The organism is Scandinavium hiltneri (assembly GCF_024764835.1).
Lineage (GTDB): Bacteria > Pseudomonadota > Gammaproteobacteria > Enterobacterales > Enterobacteriaceae > Scandinavium > Scandinavium hiltneri.
The window spans coordinates 1,086,426-1,105,802 of sequence record NZ_JALIGE010000076.1 but is presented as its reverse complement, the minus strand read 5'-3'; the positions used below and the strand labels follow the sequence as shown (position 1 = coordinate 1,105,802).

17 protein-coding genes are annotated in these 19,377 nt (G+C 55.4%); 11 read left to right on the top strand and 6 right to left on the bottom strand.

Annotated features, from left to right (window positions below):
- The first annotated feature begins 92 nt into the window (after nucleotides 1-92).
- From aroL to ppnP, 4 genes are all read left to right on the top strand, one after another.
- The gene (gene aroL / locus MUU47_RS22635; RefSeq protein ID WP_258990595.1) at nucleotides 93-647 is read left to right on the top strand and encodes a shikimate kinase AroL; all 555 of its coding nucleotides are present in this window, start codon (nucleotides 93-95) and stop codon (nucleotides 645-647) included.
- Nucleotides 648-686: 39 nt separating this feature from the next.
- On the top strand, nucleotides 687-878 hold the full coding sequence (locus MUU47_RS22630) for a YaiA family protein (RefSeq protein ID WP_258990401.1): 192 nt from the start codon (nucleotides 687-689) through the stop codon (nucleotides 876-878).
- 250 nt (nucleotides 879-1,128) lie between these two features.
- Nucleotides 1,129-1,806: an AroM family protein gene (locus tag MUU47_RS22625; protein ID WP_258990400.1), complete on the top strand. Its 678-nt coding sequence runs from the start codon at nucleotides 1,129-1,131 to the stop codon at nucleotides 1,804-1,806.
- A gap of 82 nt (nucleotides 1,807-1,888) precedes the next feature.
- Entirely contained in the window at nucleotides 1,889-2,173 is a 285-nt protein-coding gene (gene ppnP / locus MUU47_RS22620; protein WP_110511635.1) for a pyrimidine/purine nucleoside phosphorylase, read from the top strand.
- 49 nt (nucleotides 2,174-2,222) lie between these two features.
- On the opposite strand, the gene rdgC is transcribed toward ppnP, so the two are convergent.
- Nucleotides 2,223-3,134 (bottom strand): recombination-associated protein RdgC, encoded by a 912-nt coding sequence (gene rdgC, locus MUU47_RS22615; protein ID WP_258990399.1) that lies wholly within the window; start codon nucleotides 3,132-3,134, stop codon nucleotides 2,223-2,225.
- 93 nt (nucleotides 3,135-3,227) lie between these two features.
- On the opposite strand from rdgC, the gene mak reads away from it, so the two are divergent.
- A complete protein-coding gene (gene mak, locus MUU47_RS22610; RefSeq protein ID WP_258990398.1) occupies nucleotides 3,228-4,133 on the top strand; it encodes a fructokinase in 906 nt (301 codons plus the stop codon).
- Nucleotides 4,134-4,163: 30 nt separating this feature from the next.
- On the opposite strand, the gene araJ is transcribed toward mak, so the two are convergent.
- The 3 genes from araJ to sbcD form a co-directional block, all read right to left on the bottom strand.
- Nucleotides 4,164-5,333, bottom strand: a complete 1,170-nt coding sequence (gene araJ, locus MUU47_RS22605; protein ID WP_258990396.1) for an MFS transporter AraJ — start codon at nucleotides 5,331-5,333, stop codon at nucleotides 4,164-4,166.
- 124 nt (nucleotides 5,334-5,457) lie between these two features.
- Nucleotides 5,458-8,598: an exonuclease subunit SbcC gene (gene sbcC / locus MUU47_RS22600; protein WP_258990395.1), complete on the bottom strand. Its 3,141-nt coding sequence runs from the start codon at nucleotides 8,596-8,598 to the stop codon at nucleotides 5,458-5,460.
- Nucleotides 8,595-9,797 carry an exonuclease subunit SbcD gene (sbcD, locus tag MUU47_RS22595; RefSeq protein ID WP_258990394.1) on the bottom strand — a complete coding sequence of 401 codons (1,203 nt, stop codon included), beginning with the start codon at nucleotides 9,795-9,797 and terminating at the stop codon, nucleotides 8,595-8,597. The genes sbcC and sbcD overlap by 4 nt, the downstream gene beginning before the upstream one ends.
- Nucleotides 9,798-9,982: 185 nt before the next feature.
- On the opposite strand from sbcD, the gene phoB reads away from it, so the two are divergent.
- From phoB to proY, 4 genes are all read left to right on the top strand, one after another.
- A complete protein-coding gene (gene phoB, locus MUU47_RS22590) occupies nucleotides 9,983-10,672 on the top strand; it encodes a phosphate response regulator transcription factor PhoB (protein WP_159772555.1) in 690 nt (229 codons plus the stop codon).
- 21 nt (nucleotides 10,673-10,693) lie between these two features.
- Complete coding sequence (phoR, locus tag MUU47_RS22585) at nucleotides 10,694-11,989, top strand: phosphate regulon sensor histidine kinase PhoR (protein ID WP_258990392.1); 1,296 nt, start codon at nucleotides 10,694-10,696, stop codon at nucleotides 11,987-11,989.
- A 407-nt stretch (nucleotides 11,990-12,396) separates the two neighbouring features.
- On the top strand, nucleotides 12,397-13,716 hold the full coding sequence (brnQ, locus tag MUU47_RS22580; RefSeq protein ID WP_258990391.1) for a branched-chain amino acid transporter carrier protein BrnQ: 1,320 nt from the start codon (nucleotides 12,397-12,399) through the stop codon (nucleotides 13,714-13,716).
- 76 nt (nucleotides 13,717-13,792) lie between these two features.
- Complete coding sequence (gene proY / locus MUU47_RS22575) at nucleotides 13,793-15,166, top strand: proline-specific permease ProY (protein WP_258990390.1); 1,374 nt, start codon at nucleotides 13,793-13,795, stop codon at nucleotides 15,164-15,166.
- 41 nt (nucleotides 15,167-15,207) lie between these two features.
- Here proY and MUU47_RS22570 read toward each other — a convergent pair whose 3' ends face one another.
- Nucleotides 15,208-16,008, bottom strand: coding sequence for a hypothetical protein (locus MUU47_RS22570; protein ID WP_258990389.1), 801 nt, complete (start codon nucleotides 16,006-16,008; stop codon nucleotides 15,208-15,210).
- Nucleotides 16,009-16,393: 385 nt separating this feature from the next.
- On the opposite strand from MUU47_RS22570, the gene MUU47_RS22565 reads away from it, so the two are divergent.
- Complete coding sequence (locus MUU47_RS22565; RefSeq protein WP_258990388.1) at nucleotides 16,394-17,716, top strand: MFS transporter; 1,323 nt, start codon at nucleotides 16,394-16,396, stop codon at nucleotides 17,714-17,716.
- Complete coding sequence (locus MUU47_RS22560) at nucleotides 17,713-18,501, top strand: substrate-binding domain-containing protein (protein WP_258990387.1); 789 nt, start codon at nucleotides 17,713-17,715, stop codon at nucleotides 18,499-18,501. The genes MUU47_RS22565 and MUU47_RS22560 overlap by 4 nt, the downstream gene beginning before the upstream one ends.
- Here the strand turns inward: MUU47_RS22560 and MUU47_RS22555 are convergent.
- Nucleotides 18,479-19,372 (bottom strand): LysR family transcriptional regulator, encoded by an 894-nt coding sequence (locus MUU47_RS22555; protein ID WP_258990386.1) that lies wholly within the window; start codon nucleotides 19,370-19,372, stop codon nucleotides 18,479-18,481. The genes MUU47_RS22560 and MUU47_RS22555 overlap by 23 nt on opposite strands.
- Between the last annotated feature and the right edge of the window lie 5 nt (nucleotides 19,373-19,377).

Sequence of the window (19,377 nt, the reverse complement as noted above, 5' to 3'; positions counted from 1 at the left end):
ATTTTACACTTACTTGCGTACTAGTTTGGTGATATTATCACCGACTCACCAGTACGACTTGCCACACCGCAGTACCAGGGGGATTTTCAGTGATAACACAGCCTATTTTTCTTATTGGCGCCCGCGGCTGCGGTAAAACCACGGTCGGGCAGAAGCTCGCCGGGGCCTGTCATTTTGATTTCATCGATACCGACGTTACCCTCCAGGAGCGTGCGCAACAAAGCATCGCCGATATAGTGGCGAAAGAAGGCTGGCCCGCGTTTCGCGCGCTTGAGACCCAAACGCTGCAATCTGTCACTGCGGCGCAATCCGTTATTGCCACCGGCGGCGGTGTCATTCTGGCACCGGCTAATCGTGAGTTTCTGCGTGACAACGGGATCGTTTTCTATCTGAAAGCGCCGGTCGCGGTACTCGCCGGGCGCCTGGAAGCTTTTCCGGAAGAGTCTCAGCGTCCAACGCTGACCGGCAAACCTATCAGCGAAGAAGTGCGTGAAATTCTGGCCCAGCGTGATGCACTGTACCGTGAAACGGCGCATTTCACGGTGGACGCCGCCTGTGAACCTGATGACGTCGTGGCGCAAATTTTGGCGGCAATCGCCTCTGTTCATCCCACCACCATGGCGGTAAATTCGGCAACCGCTGGCTAACGCCTATACTTAACGCTCTGAACCGAAAGAGGAAGAGCTATGCCGTCAAATCCCCCATATCCACGTGAAGCCCGCGTTGTCGCCGTCGAGAAGGGCGATCCGGGCCAGTCGGTGACCTGGTTTCAGCTGCGTGCTGACCACCCGAAACCCGATTCGCTGATCAGCGAACATCCCACCGAGGCGGAAGCCATCGACGCCAAACGGCGTTACGAAGATCCCGATAAGTCCTAATTCAGCCTTAAGTTGCGCAACGCCTGCGATGAGCGGGCGTAAATCACACTTTTTAGCTAAAATTAATGTTAATAAAAAGTTAAGCTCCAGAAATTACTGGAGTGCACTGGCGCTATCCGGAATCTTTACAAACGCCCGCAGAAGGGAGCTGCTACGCTTCTGAACGGTTGTTTTTTAGCCATCCAGGGGGCTGTCAGTCAGCAGTAAGCCTGTGTCGAAGCTGTGATTGTCGTGATAAAAGGTAAATAACATGAGTGCGACTTTGGCAATCCTGACCATCGGTGTTGTTCCGATGCGTGAGGTGTTGCCGTTATTAACAGAGCACATCAGGGAAGATCAAATTACCCATGTCAGTTTGGTGGGAAAAATGACCCGAGAAGCGGTCATGGAAGAATACGCCGCAGAGCCAGGAGAAGAGGTTCTTATCACTCTCCTGAATGATAACCAGCTGGCGGAAGTCTCACGTAAGAAAGTCGAGCGTGATTTACAGTCGGTCGTTGAAGTGCTGGATAACCAAAACTACGATGTCATTTTGTTCATGAGCACTGCGCCAATTAGTGGACTGGTGGCTCGGAACGCTATTCTTATTGAACCACAGCGCATCATTCCTCCGTTGGTGAGTTCCATCGTCGACGGTCATCAGGTGGGCGTCATCGTACCGATCCCGGAGTTGATGAAAAACCAACGTATCAAATGGCAGACCTTACAGAATGAGCCGCGTTACGCGCTGGCGAATCCCATTCATGGTACCGAAGACGAGCTGATCGCCGCCGGCAAGCAACTGCTAAGCGAAGGCGTGGACGTGCTAATGCTCGATTGCCTGGGCTTTAATCAGAAGCACCGTGACCTGCTGCAAAAAGCGCTGGATGTTCCGGTTCTGCTGTCGAATGTGCTGGTCGCAAGACTGGTGTCTGAACTATTGGTTTAATCTCACTATTTGCGTGACAGTTCGCTGTCACGCCCCCTATATTGGATTTGTACACAACGACGAAACTAATAAGGGTCTGTTTATGCTTCAAAGCAATGAGTACTTTTCCGGGAAAGTGAAGTCCATCGGTTTTACAAGCAGCAGTACTGGCCGCGCGAGCGTAGGCGTCATGGCTGAAGGGGAATATACCTTTGGGACGGCTGAGCCTGAAGAAATGACCGTCGTGAGCGGGGCGCTACACGTTCTGCTGCCGGGTGAAACGGAGTGGAAAACCTATACTGCCGGGCAGGTGTTTAACGTGCCGGGTCACAGCGAATTTCATCTGCAGGTTGCAGAACCCACATCCTATCTTTGCCGCTACCTTTAAGCGTTACCAGTAAAAATCAGCCTTCCTGTTTGCGCAGGAAGGCTCTTTCTTAACGCTGAGCTTCGCCGCCCAGACCTTCTACCAGATTCGCCACCAGCGCAGCCAACTCTCCGGTCATCAGGATAAAGTCGGCATCGAAACGCTGATCGTAATTCTCGCGCTCAATGTCTTCGTTCTGATCGCGCAGTTCATCGCAGAACTTCAGGCGTTTAATCGACGCATCCTCGCAGATCATAAACTGAATACGCTGCTGCCAGTCGAGAGCCAGTTTGGTCACCACTTTCCCGGCTTCAATGTGTACCGCGATTTCGTCGCTGACCAGATCCTGCTTTTTCGCGCGGATGACGCCCCCGTCTTCGAGGATCGCTTTCAGTTCCGCTTCATCAAGCAGCTGGAAGCCCTGCGCCACGTTGCCGGAGCGAACCCACTCGGTCAGCGTCAGCTCAATTGGATTTTCCAGCGCCAGCGGAACCACCGGCAGCGAACCGAGGGTTTTACGCAGCAGTGCGAGGGTATCTTCACCTTTTTTCGCACTGGCACAATCGACCATGATCAATCCGTTGACGGTATCGATCCACAGCATTGTCTGGCTGAAACGGCTGAAAGCACGAGGCAGCAGCGAGTGCAGCACTTCATCTTTCAGGGAATCTTTTTCGGTTTTCTTGAGCTTACGGCCCTGCTCGGCTTCCAGCTTGAGGATCTTGGCTTCCAGCGACTGTTTCACTACCGACGACGGAAGGATCTTCTCTTCCTTACGGGCGCATACCAGGATCTGGCCGTTGGCCTCATGCGTGAAAGCATCACTGTGCGAGCCCATCGGCGAAACCCAACCGGTTTTTGCCATATCCTGGCTGCCGCAAGGGGTAAACGCCAGTGAGGCTAACTGTTTTTCCATCTCATCGGCACGCAACGTAATGTCGCGGCTCAGACGGTAAACCATTAAATTTTTGAACCACAGCATGATAATTTCCACGGCTTTGTCGTTAAATTCAGCGGGCATGATAGCGAATTGTCACTATGCTTGCATTGTTAATCAGGCACCGGGGAGGCTTCTGTGCGAATAGGAATAGACTTGGGTGGTACTAAAACAGAGGTCATTGCACTCAGTGACCAGGGCGAGCAACTGTATCGTCATCGTCTGCCGACGCCGCGCGATGACTATCAGCAGACAATTGAAACCATTGCCACGCTGGTCGGGTTGGCAGAGAAAGAAACCGGGCAGACCGGCACCGTAGGCATGGGCATTCCTGGCTCCATTTCGCCGTATACCGGGGTGGTGAAAAACGCCAATTCAACGTGGCTCAACGGGCAGCCTTTCGATAAAGATCTGGGTAAGCGGCTCAATCGCGAAGTGCGACTGGCGAACGATGCCAACTGTCTGGCGGTCTCAGAAGCCATCGACGGTGCCGCGGCGGGTGCGCAAACCGTTTTTGCGGTGATTATTGGCACAGGCTGCGGCGCGGGCGTCGCGCTCGGCGGCAGGGCGCACATTGGCGGTAACGGCACGGCGGGCGAGTGGGGTCACAATCCACTGCCATGGATGGATGAAGACGAACTGCGCTATCGCGCGGAAGTGCCGTGCTACTGCGGCAAACAGGGGTGCATTGAAACCTTTATCTCCGGTACCGGTTTTGCGACGGATTATCATCGTCTGAGCGGGCACCCGTTAAAAGGCAGTGAAATCATGCGTCTGGTTGAAGAGCAGGATGCGGTGGCGGAACTGGCGCTGAGTCGCTATGAACTGCGGCTGGCGAAATCCTTGGCCCACGTGGTGAATATTCTGGATCCGGACGTGATTGTGCTCGGTGGAGGTATGAGTAACGTCGAGCGCCTGTATAAAACGGTGCCGGGACTGGTGAAGAATTTTGTCTTTGGCGGGGAGTGTGAAACACCGATTCGCAAGGCGGTGCATGGCGACTCCAGCGGCGTGCGCGGTGCCGCATGGTTGTGGCCGCTCTAAATCAGGCTGCCCTGGTCAACAGGGCAGAATTCAGATTGAGGAGAATGCTGGCACAGGCTTGTGTTTCAAGCGAGCATACAGCAGCAGCGAAGACATCGCGAAAAATGACAGAAGCGCCGCGGGGAGCGCCACATAGTTGTAGGCAAAACCCGCCGTCAGCATCAACCCGCCACAGTAAGCGCCGACAGCGCTCCCAAGATTAAAGGCCATTTGTCCCCCGGCCGCCCCCAGCATTTCGCCTCCTTTCGCATTTTGCAGCAGCAAAATTTGCAACGGTGCGGAGAGTGCAAAAAGCCCCATACAGCAGATAAATGTCAGACTAAGCGAGGCGAATTGGCCATCGCCAAACAAAAACAGCAGGCCCAGCGAAAGCGCAATAACCCCATCCGTCACAATGGCGATACTGAGCGGAGAGAATTTTCCGGATAAGCGACCACTCAGCAGATTACCCGACACCATTCCCAGCCCCGCCAGCATCATAATCACCGTTATTTTCCCTTCGGAAAAACCGGCGACCGTCATCATGAATGGCTTGATATAGCTAAACCATGCGAAGACACCGGCATTGCCAAAGAGAGTCGCAGCGAAAATAAACCAGGGGGCGGGTGATTTCAGAAAGTGAAACTGATTACGCAATTTGGTTCTGGCATTATCAGTAATATTGGGCACCCAACAGGTCACCGCGGCCATCACCGCGATATTAAACATGGCTATCAATAAAAAGGTGTAGCGCCAGCTAAATTCCTGGCTAAGCCAGGTGCCAAGTGGCACGCCGAGCAGGTTCGCGACAGTCATTCCACTGATCATCCCCGCGACGGCTGACGTCACTTTTCCGGGGCTGGCGAGTTTTGACAATATAATAGCGCCCACGCCAAAGAAGGCGCCGTGAGGAAAACCGGAGACCAGTCGGCCTGCCGCGAGCATCCAGTAAGAGGACGACAGGGTGAACATCGCATTACCGACCAGGCAAAGGGCCAGCAGAAAAATCAGGATATGTTTAAGGGAAAAACGGTTGGAAAACAGGGCGATGACCGGCGCCCCCAGCACCACGCCGAACGCATACCAGGAGATCATATGCCCGGCCATGGGGATAGAAATTCCTATGTTGCTGGCAAGTTCCGTCAGCACGCCCATAATACCAAATTCAGCCATACCCAGGCCGAACGTGCCCAGTGCTAAAGATAAAATGACTTTTTTCATACTGACTCGTTGCGAGGGAATGCGCCCGGAATATCAGGCCGCGCAGTAAAGCCCAGCTTGAGGTAAAAGCGGGGCTAAACCAAGGGCTTATTCTTCTGTCTATATTGACGAAACTGCTACGTCATTACTCTACAGCAAAAATTTTATCCAGCCTGCTGTATCCCAGGCCATTAATTTTCTTCACTTTAATCTGCACCGGGATCCGCTCCTTCATCGCTTCCACATGGCTTATCACGCCGATAACCTTACCACTGGCGTTCAGCGCGTCGAGCGCGTCGAGCGCGGTATCCAGCGTTTCACTGTCGAGCGTGCCGAAACCTTCGTCGAGGAATAGCGAATCAATGCGCGTTTTATGACTGACTAAATCGGACAGCGCCAGCGCCAGCGCGAGGCTGACGAGGAAGCTCTCTCCGCCGGAAAGCGTGCGGGTGTCGCGCACCGCGTCGGCCTGCCAGGTGTCCATCACTTCCAGTTCCAGCGCTTCGCTGGCTTTGCGTTTCAACAGATAGCGCCCATGCAGGCGGCTCAGCTGCTCGTTGGCCAGCCACACTAAATTGTCGAGCGTCAGCCCCTGCGCAAATTTACGGAATTTGTCGCCCTCTTTGGAGCCAATCAGCGTATTCAGGCAGCCCCAGTCTTCCAGGGTTTGCGCGGCGGCATCAATCTGCGCCATTAGCGCCTGCTGTTGTTGCCGATTGTCCGCATCCTGTTTCAGCTGCTGGCGGATTTCCCCTTGTGCCGCGCTGCTTTCGCGTAACCGCTGCGCCAGTTGGGCCAGCAACGTTTGCACTTGCTCGCGGTCCTGCGTTTCCGGTAAATCGTTCGGACGCTGCTGCTGGTGCTGAACTCGCTCGTTCTGCGCCTGCGACGCCAGCGCCTGCTGTTGCTGAAGCTGTTTTTCAAGCTGCTGCTTCAGCTGCTCCAGTTTTTGGTGCGTATCGTCATCCAGCAGCGCGGCCAGGAAAGCGTCCTGGTTGGCAAACTGGCTGCCTTCCAGCGCGGCTCCAAACTCTTTTTGCGCCAGTGTCAGGCGTTCGTGGGCCTGATTTTCCTGTTGTTGCAGCGTTTGCCACTGGCTTTGCAGCGACACGCAGTCATGATGCAGCTGCTGCCAGCCGTCCAGCGCCATCGGGGCAACATCTTCCTGCGGCGAAGCCGTAGGCAGGGTATCGAGCAGCGGTTGAAGCTGCGCGAGTTTATGTTCAAGGGATTGCTGCTGTTCGCTCTGCATCTGCCACTGCTGACTTTCGGCCTCGCGCGCCGCCAACCAGGCGTTTTCTTCGCCCTGAGCGGGAAGCGTCAGGCTAAAGCCGTTCAGGGTTTCACCCAGCGTTAGCTGGCGCTCGGCAATTTCCTGCTCCAGTGCGCTGCGCTGCGTTTTCAGGTCGCGCATCTGACGCTCTAAACTCAAACGCTGACTGTGCTGATAAAGCTGCCGTTCGTAGTTCTCCTGCTCGTTCAGCCAGCCGCCGATATCATCGTCAGGGGTGAGGGAGATCTGCAAACCATCGACAGTCGATTGCCATTGAGAGGTAAGCGCTTGCTCCTGCTCGGCTACCGACCGCAGCTCGATTTGCTCGGCCTGAATTTGTTTCACCAGCGCATCGAGTTCGCCTTTCAGGCTAGCCCCAGATTCGCCAATCTGTTTGACCTCTTTTTCAAGCGCATCGCGACGGGCTTCGTTGACGCCCGGCTTTAACGCTTGATATTCCGCCACTGCCGGATGTTCCGCCGAACCGCACAGCGGGCACGGCGCGCCGGGCTGCAAACGGGCGCGTTCATCGGTGAGTTTGGCAATGATTTTTTCCTGCTCGCACAGGGTTCTGACATCGTTAAACTGCTGCAGTTTTTCTTTGTACTGCTGACGACGGCGAGCGAGTTCGGCTTCGCCTTTTTCCTGCTCCTGCTGACGCTGAATCAGCATCGGTTGCAGCTGTTGGCGGCGCTTTTGCAGTGGCTGAAAACGGCTTTGCAGCGCGTTCAGTTGCTGGCGAAGCGGGCGGGCGGCACCGTGTTGTTCCAGTGCCGTTGCCACCGCCGTTTCATCGAGGCTGAGCGACGCGGGTGGCAGGACGTTGAGATGGCGCGTGAATTCAGTTTCACGCTGGGCCAGGGTCTGCAACTGGGCCGCTTCGCGTGTTTGCTGGCTAAACGCTGCGCGCCAACCGGTCAGTTCGCGCTGCCAGTGGCGATAGCGTTCATTCGCCAACAGCCATTCGTTCAGGGTTTTCTGGCTCACCAGCCATTGTTGTTGCTGGCGTTCGGCGCTAAGGCGCAAACGCCCGCGCAGTGAAAGCTGGCTCTGTAAGCGAGTATTTACTTCTTCAGTTTGCTGATGGGTTTGCGTCAGTGCAGTCTGGCTGTCCTGTAGACGAACCCACATCGGGCGAAGTCTGTCGGCGGGTAATGACTGGGCGAGCGCGGAAAGCTGCGGCTGTACGGCAGTCAGCGCGTGCTGCGCGGCGCTTAGCGAGGCCTGCGTGCGCTGCTCTGCGGCGTGCAGTTCTGTTTCGCGCGTCAGCCACTGCTGCCAAAGCTGGACCCGAATCTGTTCATTCTGCTGCTGCTTTTCGTCGTCAGTAAGTGCCTGCAAACGTTGCTGCAACGCCTGCTGCTGCTCATCATTCAGCAAAATCATGCCCGAAGCCTGCGCCTGGAATTTTTCCAGTTCGTTTTTGGCTTCTTTATGCTTCTCAAACACCATCGCGGAAATCTGGCCGTAAATCTCGGTGCCGGTCAGCTCCTCCAGCAGTTCGGCACGTTCTTTCGGTTCGGCATTGAGAAATGCGGCAAACTGCCCCTGCGACAGCATCATTGAGCGGGTGAAGCGGCCATAATCCAGCCCGGTCAGCGAGGCGGTCAGATCCAGCTTGTCTTTGACTTTTTCCGCCAGAATTTTACCGTCGTCGCAGCGGGCCAGCTCCACGCGTGGGGCCTGCAGATTGCCGTCGGGCTGATTGCGCGCGCGGTTCTGGCTCCAGAATGCGCGGTAGGCCACGCCTTTTACCTCGAATTCCACTTCCGCCAGACATTCGGCGGTATCGCGGGTCATCAAATCGTTTTGTGATTGTGACAGGGTGCTGAGGCGCGGCGTTTTGTGGTACAGCGCGAGGCAAATGGCGTCCAGCAGGGTGGTTTTACCCGCGCCGGTCGGCCCGGTAATGGCAAACAGGCCGTTGCTGGCGAACGGCTCGGCGGTGAAATCAATTTTCCACTCGCCCTTCAGCGAGTTGAGGTTTTTCAGCCGCAGACTCAAAATTTTCATGGCTGTTCCTCCCCGGAAAGCGCGTGCAGCGTTTCGTTAAACAGCTGATGCAGGCGCTGTTGCTGCGGCTCTTCGAGTTCTTCCAGCGCCAGGCGGCGCTCAAAAACCTCTTCGACTTTCAGTTCGCTCAGCGTTTCGCGATGTTCGCTGGCCATAATGCGCTCACGCTGTTCGCGACTGCGGCGCACCAGCAGCACTTCAACCGGCAGTGCGTCGGTCAGGGCCTGAATTTTTCGCTGGATGTCGTGCAGATATTCGTCGCTGGTGATTTCGATATCAAGCCACACCGGCGAGGCGGCATCGCCATTGTGCCATTGCGTCAGTTGCTCGCTGATGCTGGCGAAATCGCCTTTCAGCACTGCCAGTTGCTGCGTCACCGGCACCTCCAGCGGCATCACTTCCGCCAGTTTCCCATTATCAAAACTCACCAGATTGACGGTTTTCGCTTTACCGGTTTCATCGAAGCTCAGGGAAATCGGCGATCCGCTGTAGCGGATGTGCTCGCTGCCGCCAATTTTTTGCGCGCGATGAATGTGGCCGAGGGCTATGTAGTCCACCGGCGGGAAGTTCTGCGCCGGGAAGGCATCGAGCGTGCCGATATAAATGTCACGTACTGCGTCACTTTTGCTGGCGCCGACGGTGGTCAGATGGCCGCTGGCGATGATTGGCAGCGGGCGATCGCCACGGAGTTCGCAAGCCTGCTGATACTGCTGCTGATAGTAATCCGTGATCGCCTGTAACAAATGTTGCTGCTTTTCTCCGGCGGAGGAACCGGCCTGGCTGACGATGACATCACGCGGACGCAGAAACGGCACCGGGCAGAAAATCGCCCCAGGGGTTCCATCGCGATGGTTGAGCACGCAAGGGGCCATACCGCTTCCGGCGACCACGGTGGTGTTCAGAAACGCGAGAATATCGCGGGATTCGTTGAGCGTGGCGACGGAATCATGGTTCCCCGCCAGCACCAGCAGATGACAGCCGGTTTGCTGCAATTTCACCACGAAACGGTTGTAGAGTTCGCGCGCGTAGCTCGGTGGTGAACCGGTATCGAAGATATCACCGGCCACGATAATGGCATCCACCGCTTGCGCCTGCGCTGTTTCCAGCAGCCAGTCGAGAAAAGCGTCGTGCTCAGCGGCTCGGCTTTTGCTGTAAAAATTCTGGCCGAGGTGCCAGTCGGAGGTGTGTAGGATGCGCATAGTGGGCCCGTGGCTGAAAAGCGAGGCCGCCAGTATAAACATTTAGAGATAACAGGGCGATGAACGTCGCTATTCAGTGTAATAATGTGAAAAGGCTCTATCATAAATCTGTCATAAATCTGACGCATACTTACGCCGAATAAGACGCCGCTTACAGGCACATGACTAATAACACAGGATTTATAATGGCGAGACGTATTCTGGTCGTTGAAGATGAAGCTCCAATTCGCGAAATGGTGTGCTTCGTCCTGGAGCAAAATGGCTTTCAGCCTGTAGAAGCAGACGATTATGACAGTGCCGTAAACCAACTGAACGAGCCGTGGCCTGATTTAGTCCTGCTTGACTGGATGCTACCAGGCGGCTCAGGCATTCAGTTTATCAAACACCTCAAGCGCGAAGCGTTAACGCGCGATATTCCGGTGGTGATGCTGACCGCGCGTGGCGAAGAAGAAGATCGCGTGCGCGGGCTGGAAACTGGCGCCGATGATTACATTACCAAGCCTTTTTCCCCGAAAGAGTTGGTGGCCCGTATCAAAGCTGTCATGCGCCGTATCTCGCCGATGGCGGTAGAAGAAGTGATCGAAATGCAGGGCCTGAGCCTTGACCCGTCTTCACACCGCGTCATGACCGGTGAAAACCCGCTGGACATGGGGCCGACCGAGTTTAAATTGCTGCACTTCTTTATGACTCACCCGGAACGCGTATACAGCCGCGAACAGCTGCTGAATAACGTCTGGGGAACCAATGTGTATGTAGAAGACCGGACGGTGGATGTTCACATTCGTCGTCTGCGCAAAGCGCTGGAACACAGTGGTCACGACAGAATGGTACAAACCGTTCGCGGCACGGGGTATCGTTTCTCCGCCCGTTTCTGACAATTGACTGGAGTGTGACCCGTGCTTGAACGGCTGTCATGGAAAAGGCTGGTTTTTGAGCTGATCCTCTGTTGTATTCCGGCCCTCATTCTGGGGGCGCTATTCGGGTACCTGCCATGGTTTTTACTGGCGGCGGTGACCGGATTGCTGATCTGGCATTTCTGGAATTTACTGCAACTTTCATGGTGGCTATGGGTTGACCGCAGCATGACGCCACCGCCGGGCAAAGGCAGCTGGGAGCCGCTGCTGTACGGGCTGCACCAGATGCAGATGCGTAATAAAAAGCGTCGTCGTGAGCTGGGGAGCCTGATCAAACGCTTTCGCAGTGGGGCTGAATCGTTGCCCGATGCGGTGGTGCTGACCACCGAAGAAGGGGCCATGTTCTGGTGTAACGGCCTGGCCCAGCAGATGCTGAATCTGCGCTGGCCGGACGATAATGGTCAGAACATCCTCAACCTGCTGCGCTACCCTGAATTTTCCCGCTATCTCAAATCCCGCGATTTCACCCGGCCGCTCAACCTGGTGCTCAACACCGGTCGACATCTGGAAATTCGCGTCATGCCCTACAGTGAAAAACAGCTGCTGCTGGTGGCGCGCGACGTCACGCAGATGCACCAGCTGGAAGGTGCACGCCGCAATTTCTTCGCCAACGTCAGCCATGAATTACGCACGCCGTTGACGGTGCTACAGGGCTATCTGGAGATGATGCAGGAGCAAACGCTGGAAGGCGCGCCGCGTGAAAAAGCGCTGCACACCATGCGCGAGCAAACCCAGCGGATGGAAGGCCTGGTGCGCCAGTTGCTGACGCTGTCACGCATCGAGGCGGCTCCGCTGGCGGCATTGAATGAAATCATCGACGTGCCAATGATGCTCAGGGTGATTGAACGCGAGGCGCAGACGCTCAGCCATAAAAAGCACATTCTGCATTTCGACATTGAGGATTCACTAAAGGTGCTCGGCAGCGAGGAGCAGCTGCGCAGCGCGATGTCGAACCTGGTGTATAACGCGGTGAATCATACGCCAGAAGGCACTGAAATTACCGTACGCTGGCTGCGCGAGCCGCACGGCGCATTGTTCAGCGTGGAAGATAATGGCCCAGGCATCGCGCCGGAGCATATTCCGCGCCTGACGGAACGCTTCTACCGCGTCGATAAAGCCCGTTCGCGGCAAACAGGCGGCAGCGGCCTGGGGCTGGCAATCGTGAAACATGCGGTAAATCATCACGAAAGCCGCCTCGATATCGAAAGTACGCCAGGCAAAAACACCCGCTTCAGTTTCTTACTGCCGGAACGTTTTATTGCCACAAAAAGCGCGTGATGATTCGTGTGTCAGGAAAGATTGACAAAGACCGGCGTAAGCCGGTTTTTTGACTTTCCAGTTAACCAAACGGTGGATGATTATCAAACGTCTGTTGCTTTTTTGTTCGCATGATTAGCCAGAGGTTTTTCTGATATCTGGTTAATCATGCTAACTGATTATTCGATATTGCTATAATCCTCTGGTTTTGCGATCCCTTGTTGCTTTAAAACGTTATAAGCGTTTAAATTGCCCCTAATGCAGTTGCGGTCTGACTGCTTTCGCGCGCTAAACCCAATAACAATTCTTCTTGCGTGATTATCGGGAGTATTTCCCACTGCTTTGCTCGCTCTTACCGTTGTTCTGTTCCGCAGGAATAAAACGACGTTTTTACTTTCAACACCACATCCACAGGCAGTAAAGAGTTTATGACCCATCAGTTAAAATCTCGCGATATCATCGCCCTGGGCTTTATGACCTTTGCGTTGTTCGTTGGCGCAGGCAACATTATTTTCCCTCCTATGGTGGGTTTGCAGGCTGGCGAACACGTCTGGACTGCGGCCTTTGGGTTCCTGATAACCGGCGTTGGCCTGCCGGTTTTGACGATTGTCGCACTGGCGAAAGTCGGCGGTGGCGTTGACAGCCTCAGCACGCCAATCGGTAAAGTGGCCGGTATTCTGCTGGCGGTGGTGTGTTATCTCGCCGTCGGGCCGCTGTTCGCCACGCCGCGTACGGCAACCGTTTCTTTCGAAGTAGGTATCGCGCCTCTGACCGGTGACGGCCCACTGCCGCTGCTTATCTACAGCATTATCTATTTCGCACTGGTCATTCTGGTGTCGCTGTATCCGGGCAAACTGCTCGATACAGTGGGTAACTTCCTGGCGCCGCTGAAAATTATCGCTCTGGTGGTGCTGTCGGTTGCCGCGCTGATGTGGCCTGCAGGCTCTATCAGCCATGCGCTGGATGCCTACCAGACGGCGCCGTTCTCCAACGGTTTCGTCAACGGCTACCTGACCATGGATACCCTTGGCGCAATGGTATTCGGCATCGTTATCGTTAACGCCGCTCGCTCTCGCGGTGTGACTGAAGCGCGTTTGCTGACCCGTTACACCGTTTGGGCGGGCCTGATGGCGGGCGTCGGCCTGACGCTGCTCTACCTGGCGCTGTTCCGTCTGGGTTCAGACAGCGCGACGCTGGTCGATCAGAACGCCAACGGCGCCGCTATTCTGCACGCTTACGTTCAGCACACCTTTGGTGGTGCAGGCAGCTTCCTGCTGGCAGCGTTGATTTTCATCGCCTGCATGGTGACGGCGGTTGGCCTGACCACGGCGTGTGCCGAGTTCTTCTCTCAGTATCTGCCACTGTCTTATCGTTCACTGGTCTTTATCCTCGGTCTGTTCTCGATGGTGGTGTCCAATCTGGGCCTCAGCCATCTGATTCAGATTTCGATTCCGGTGCTGACAGCGATTTATCCGCCATGTATCGCACTGGTGGTATTAAGTTTTACCCGCAGTTGGTGGCATAATTCGTCCCGCGTGATTGCCCCGGCGATGTTTATCAGCCTGGTGTTCGGTTTGCTGGACGGTGTTAAAGCCTCTGCATTCGCCGATATTCTGCCAGCCTGGACCGCGCATCTGCCGCTGTCTCAGCAAGGTCTGGCCTGGCTGATGCCGACTATCGTTGCCGCCGTTCTGGCAATGGGGTGGGATCGCGCAGCAGGCCGTCAGGTGACTTCCAGCGCGCATTAATTAGCGGGCGAGGATTGAAATTAACCACGGGGCCACTGGCTCCGTGGTTTTGTTTTTTGTACAGGCAGTGGAATTTATGGAAACCAACAACAAGCTAAAGCGTGGGCTAACCGCCCGTCACATCCGCTTTATGGCGCTCGGATCGGCAATTGGTACCGGTCTTTTTTATGGCTCGGCAGACGCCATCAAAATGGCCGGTCCCAGTGTGCTGCTGGCGTATCTTATTGGCGGCGTTGCCGCTTACATCATCATGCGCGCACTTGGCGAAATGTCGGTGCACAACCCGTCTGCCAGCTCGTTTTCTCGCTATGCGCAGGACAACTTAGGCCCGCTCGCGGGTTACATCACCGGCTGGACCTATTGTTTTGAAATCCTGATCGTGGCCATCGCCGACGTCACCGCGTTTGGCATATACATGGGCGTCTGGTTCCCGGCAGTACCGCACTGGATTTGGGTGCTGAGCGTCGTCTTACTGATTTGCTCCATCAACCTGATGAGCGTGAAGGTCTTCGGCGAGCTGGAATTCTGGTTCTCGTTCTTTAAAGTCGCTACCATTATCGTGATGATTGTCGCTGGTTTCGGCATCATCATTTGGGGGATAGGCAACGGCGGGCAGCCAACCGGCATCCACAACCTGTGGAGCAACGGCGGCTTCTTCAGTCATGGCTGGCTCGGTATGGTGATGTCGCTGCAAATGGTGATGTTCGCCTACGGCGGGATTGAAATCATCGGTATCACCGCCGGTGAAGCGAAAGACCCGCAGACCTCCATTCCGCGTGCGATTAACTCCGTGCCGATGCGCATCCTGGTGTTCTATGTGGGCACGCTGTTTGTGATCATGTCGATTTACCCATGGAACCAGGTCGGTACCAGCGGTAGCCCGTTCGTGATGACCTTTCAGCACATGGGGATTACGTTTGCTGCTGGCATCCTGAACTTCGTGGTGCTGACCGCGTCGCTGTCGGCGATTAACTCCGACGTCTTTGGCGTGGGCCGTATGCTGCACGGCATGGCGGAGCAGGGCAGTGCGCCGAAGGTGTTCGCTAAAACCTCGCGTAACGGCGTGCCGTGGGTGACGGTGGCGGTCATGACCGTCGCGCTGCTGCTGGCGGTGTATCTGAACTATATCATGCCGGAAAACGTGTTCCTGGTGATTGCCTCCCTGGCGACGTTCGCCACCGTCTGGGTGTGGATAATGATCCTGCTGTCGCAGATTGCGTTCCGCCGTCGTCTGTCGGCGGAAGAGCTGAAGGACCTGAAGTTTAAAGTCCCTGGCGGTGTGTTCACCACCATCGTCGGTCTGCTGTTCCTGGTGTTTATCATCGTGCTGATTGGCTGGCACCCGGATACCCGCATTTCGCTGTACGTTGGCTTCGCGTGGATTGTGCTGCTGCTGATTGGCTGGCAGTTCAAAACGCGTCGCGACCGTCAACTGTCCAGCGCGCAATAATTGTCAGGCCCGGCGGCATTCGCCGCTGGGTTTACCTGGCCTCAGAACTGGTATTTATAGGCTAACAAAAAGCGTTTATCGGGATCGGCGATATAGGTATTGTTATCCTGGATATAGGTCATGGCCCTGAAAGAGCGATGAGTGTTGATCGAATAGCCCGCGCCTATCCCGCCAAAATAACCAGAATAATTGTCTCCGGCATCGTTCTTCGAACCATAAGAGCCTGCCATAAACGCCATCAGCCGCCACTGAGTGGACAACGGTTTAAGCACAAAAGCGCCCAGATAACCGCTGCTGCTGGAGATATCCGTAGGGGCAAAACCATTCTCAGGCGAAGGTGAGCCATTAAATCCTTCATGTGAGCAGGCGTCCTGTGCCTGACGGCTACACTCTACCGCATCACCGGTATTATAGGTGTAACCTGCCATCGGGAAGATCTGGAAACCGGCGGGTTCAATGCCGAAATAGCTCAGGGGCAGGAATGTGCCGATCGAGTAGTTGGTCTGTGATGCGCCGTTAGAGAAATCATTCTTGCCGATATTGAAATTAAAAATACCAATCGGAAATAGCCATGAACCCCCGACCCGCCACTCAGACGCATCACTGTTGATCCTGGCGTTGATTTTACGGGCGTCATCCAGCGCAAGAGACCCAGAAAACGTTACATCGCTGTCATCAAAGTCATAATCATCGGACCAGGACACCCCCACCTGTGTTGTTACTCGGGTAGGATCATCGTCGGATTTTTCGCTATTCGTTTTAACGGTGCCTGCTTTTCCAAACGTTGCGCTGGAGAAACCTCCGAGAGCAATGATCAATGCTGATAACAGCGTTGTACGCATACATTCACCCAGATTTGTCATGTCAGATACGGATGTGGTCAGCAATATTCCTTATCGCTCATAATGTTAACTATATAGGCAGATTACCTTTTCTGCCGGAACTACGCGTAAACTTCGTCATTTCTGTATTCAGTGTGATGAGATGAGATGAAATGACATGACTGATAAATGTGGCACTGTTCACGGAACAGACATCCTGGCTGACCGACCCGGAGACTCCTGAATTGGCCCGCCGCCGCCGCCAGGCTGACGTGACGCTGGATTCATGCGTGAGGCTCATGAATCAATGCAGTAAATGCACTTATTCTGACCTCTGAAATCACGCACTCTCAAGGTTGATGAAAAGTTAAATGTGTTAGCTTTCATGTTAACTACGGAGGGCGAGATGCCTTATTCTGCTGACAAAGCGTCGTTCCGCGCAAAGGCTATGGCAATTTTGCGCGTCACGTCGGGAAACTTTCTGGAACAGTTCGACTTCTTCCTGTTCGGCTTTTACGCCACCTACATCGCCCACACCTTTTTCCCTGCTGAAAGCGAATTCGCATCGTTAATGATGACCTTTGCCGTGTTCGGCGCCGGGTTTTTAATACGCCCAATTGGCGCCGTGGTGCTCGGGGCGTGGATTGATAAAGTCGGTCGCCGCAAAGGGCTTATCGTCACGCTGTCTATCATGGCGGCGGGTACCTTTATGATTGTGCTGATCCCAGGTTATCAGACGATTGGCCTGTGGGCGCCGTTCCTGGTGCTGTGCGGCCGTCTGTTACAGGGCTTTTCTGCGGGCGCAGAGCTTGGTGGGGTGTCGGTGTATCTGGCTGAAATCGCCACGCCGGGTCGCAAAGGCTTCTACACCAGCTGGCAGTCCGGTAGTCAGCAGGTGTCGATCATGGTGGCAGCCTCGCTCGGGTTTATTCTCAACGAATTTATGGACGCCGGGGCGTTGCATGACTGGGGTTGGCGCATTCCGTTTGTCGTCGGCTGCCTGATAGTGCCTCTCATTTTTGTTCTCCGTCGCCAGCTGGCGGAAACGGAAGCCTATGCCTCACGCAAGGAGCATCTGCCACTGAACGAGGCGATGAAAACCTTGATGGTGAACTGGCGCGTGGTGGTGGCGGGGATGTTGATGGTGGCGATGACCACCACCGCGTTCTACCTGATAACCGTCTATGCGCCAACGTTTGGTAAAAAAGTCCTGCTGCTGAGCTCCTCCGACAGCCTGCTGGTGACGCTGTTGGTGGCGATTTCAAACTTCATCTGGCTGCCGATTGGCGGGGCTATTTCTGACCGATTTGGCCGTAAGCCGGTGCTGATTGCGATGACGCTGCTGGCGATTTTCACCAGTTGGCCAGTGCTCTCGATCCTCGCGCATGCCCCGAGTTTCGGCATGATGCTGGCGGTGCTGCTGTGGTTGTCATTTATTTATGGCCTCTATAACGGGGCGATGATCCCGGCGCTGACCGAAATCATGCCCGCTGAAGTGCGGGTGGCCGGTTTCTCACTGGCGTATAGCCTGGCGACCGCCATTTTCGGTGGCTTCACGCCTGCGGTATCGACTGCGCTGATTCACTTCACCGGTGACAAAGCGGCTCCCGGCTACTGGATGAGTTTCGCCGCCGTCTGTGCACTGCTCGCCACGCTGTACCTCTACCATCGCGCGTCAGGGCACGCCACGCATTCCCCTAAATCATTCAATCATGGAGCCGCGCGATGAAACGTCGGACACTCTGGATAGCGATGATCATCGCAGGAAATATCAGCCTCGGGGTACAGGCCGAAGAGATTACGGTGATGATTTCCGGCGGGTTTTCTGCCGCGCTCGATAAACTCGCCCCGCAATACGAGGCCAAAACCGGCGATACGATCCGCATTGTTCATGGTCCGTCGATGGGGAATTCCGCCGATGCCATTCCCCAGCGGCTGACGGCGGGACAACCTGCGGACGCGGTGATCATGGTCGGTTACGCGTTGGATAAACTGCAGCAGGACGGAAAAATTGCCGCAGGCAGCCGGACTGAATTGGCTGATTCGCGCATTGGCCTGGTGGTTCGCGCAGGCGCGAAGGCGCCGGATATCAGTACTGTGGCGGCGCTGAAAGCCACGCTGCTGAACGCCAAATCTATCGCGTATTCCGACAGCGCCAGCGGGCGCTATGTGCAGTCGGAACTGTTCAAGCGTTTGGGAATGACTGATGAGGTGAAGTCGAAGGCGAAAATGATCGAGAAAACGCCAGTCGCCTCGATGGTGGCAAAAGGCGATTACGCCGTCGGTTTGCAGCAGGTGAGTGAGTTGCTGCCGGAGAAAGGGGCCGAGTTTGTCGGGCGCATTCCTGAACCCGTACAGTACGTGACACGCTTTTCGGGCGGCGTCGTTGATGGCGCGGCGCATCAGGAGCATGCCCGCCAGCTCCTGCGCTATTTAGCGTCGCCGAACGCACAGGCTGCCGTCCGTGAAACGGGGCTGGATCCGCTAATGGCTAAGGCTGAAATAAGCCAGTAATGATCGTTTCCAGCTCGCCTGCCAGCGGTGACAGCGTGGTTCCCGCTTTCTTGATCAACCCCACCTGACGTTTGATCACCGGCTCAATCAGCGGTTTTTGCAGCAGTAACGGGTGACCGCCTTCAGGAAATGCCATGGATGGCACGGCGGCAACGCCAAGCCCGGCTTCGACCATGCCAATCATAGTGGTGACGTGGCGCGTTTCACACACCGCAGGGCGGCGAACAGTGATGTCGCCTAATGCCTGATCGAGTAAATGGCGGTTTCCGGATGATTTGCTCAGCCAGATGTAATCGGCGTTAAAAAAGTCCTGCCAGCTCAGGGAGGAAAGCTGTGCGAACGGATGGTCCTGGCGACACACCAGCCGGTAAGTTTCGTCCACCAACGGCATAAACGTCAGGTCTGATTCTTCGCGGGAGAGAAAGCTCAGGCCAAAATCGGCCTGTCGGTTGTGGACGGCGGCGTAGACATTCCCGGCGCTGGTATCCACCAGTTTGATGCGTGCTTTGGCAAAACGACTGCGGAAGTGAGCGATCACTTTTGGCATGAAATAGTAGGCAGCAGAAGGGATACAGGCCACGGTGACGACGCCGCTGGCGTAAAACATCGGGTCACTGATACCGGTTAGCGCGTCTTCAAAGTCGCTCAGCAGTTGCCGGGCGCGCGGGGCGAAGGTTCGCCCGACCTGCGTCAAGGTGACGCGACGGGTAGTGCGATCAAACAGGCGCACGCCGAGTGCCGATTCGAGTTTTTCTATCCGACGGCTGAGTGCGGATTGTGAGATGCATATGGCTTCCGCAGCAAAGCGAAAGCTGCCATGTTCGCATAATGCCCTGAAGGCATACAGGTCCTGCAAATCGAAATTGGGCACAGCGC

Coding starts and splice junctions, on each gene's coding strand:
- MUU47_RS22630 (WP_258990401.1), top strand. CDS start 687: ATGCCGTCAAATCCCCCATATCCACGTGAAGCCCGCGTTGTCGCCGTC.
- MUU47_RS22625 (WP_258990400.1), top strand. CDS start 1,129: ATGAGTGCGACTTTGGCAATCCTGACCATCGGTGTTGTTCCGATGCGT.
- ppnP (WP_110511635.1), top strand. CDS start 1,889: ATGCTTCAAAGCAATGAGTACTTTTCCGGGAAAGTGAAGTCCATCGGT.
- rdgC (WP_258990399.1), bottom strand. CDS start 3,134: ATGCTGTGGTTCAAAAATTTAATGGTTTACCGTCTGAGCCGCGACATT.
- araJ (WP_258990396.1), bottom strand. CDS start 5,333: ATGAAAAAAGTCATTTTATCTTTAGCACTGGGCACGTTCGGCCTGGGT.
- sbcC (WP_258990395.1), bottom strand. CDS start 8,598: ATGAAAATTTTGAGTCTGCGGCTGAAAAACCTCAACTCGCTGAAGGGC.
- sbcD (WP_258990394.1), bottom strand. CDS start 9,797: ATGCGCATCCTACACACCTCCGACTGGCACCTCGGCCAGAATTTTTAC.
- phoB (WP_159772555.1), top strand. CDS start 9,983: ATGGCGAGACGTATTCTGGTCGTTGAAGATGAAGCTCCAATTCGCGAA.
- brnQ (WP_258990391.1), top strand. CDS start 12,397: ATGACCCATCAGTTAAAATCTCGCGATATCATCGCCCTGGGCTTTATG.
- proY (WP_258990390.1), top strand. CDS start 13,793: ATGGAAACCAACAACAAGCTAAAGCGTGGGCTAACCGCCCGTCACATC.
- MUU47_RS22570 (WP_258990389.1), bottom strand. CDS start 16,008: ATGCGTACAACGCTGTTATCAGCATTGATCATTGCTCTCGGAGGTTTC.
- MUU47_RS22565 (WP_258990388.1), top strand. CDS start 16,394: ATGCCTTATTCTGCTGACAAAGCGTCGTTCCGCGCAAAGGCTATGGCA.
- MUU47_RS22560 (WP_258990387.1), top strand. CDS start 17,713: ATGAAACGTCGGACACTCTGGATAGCGATGATCATCGCAGGAAATATC.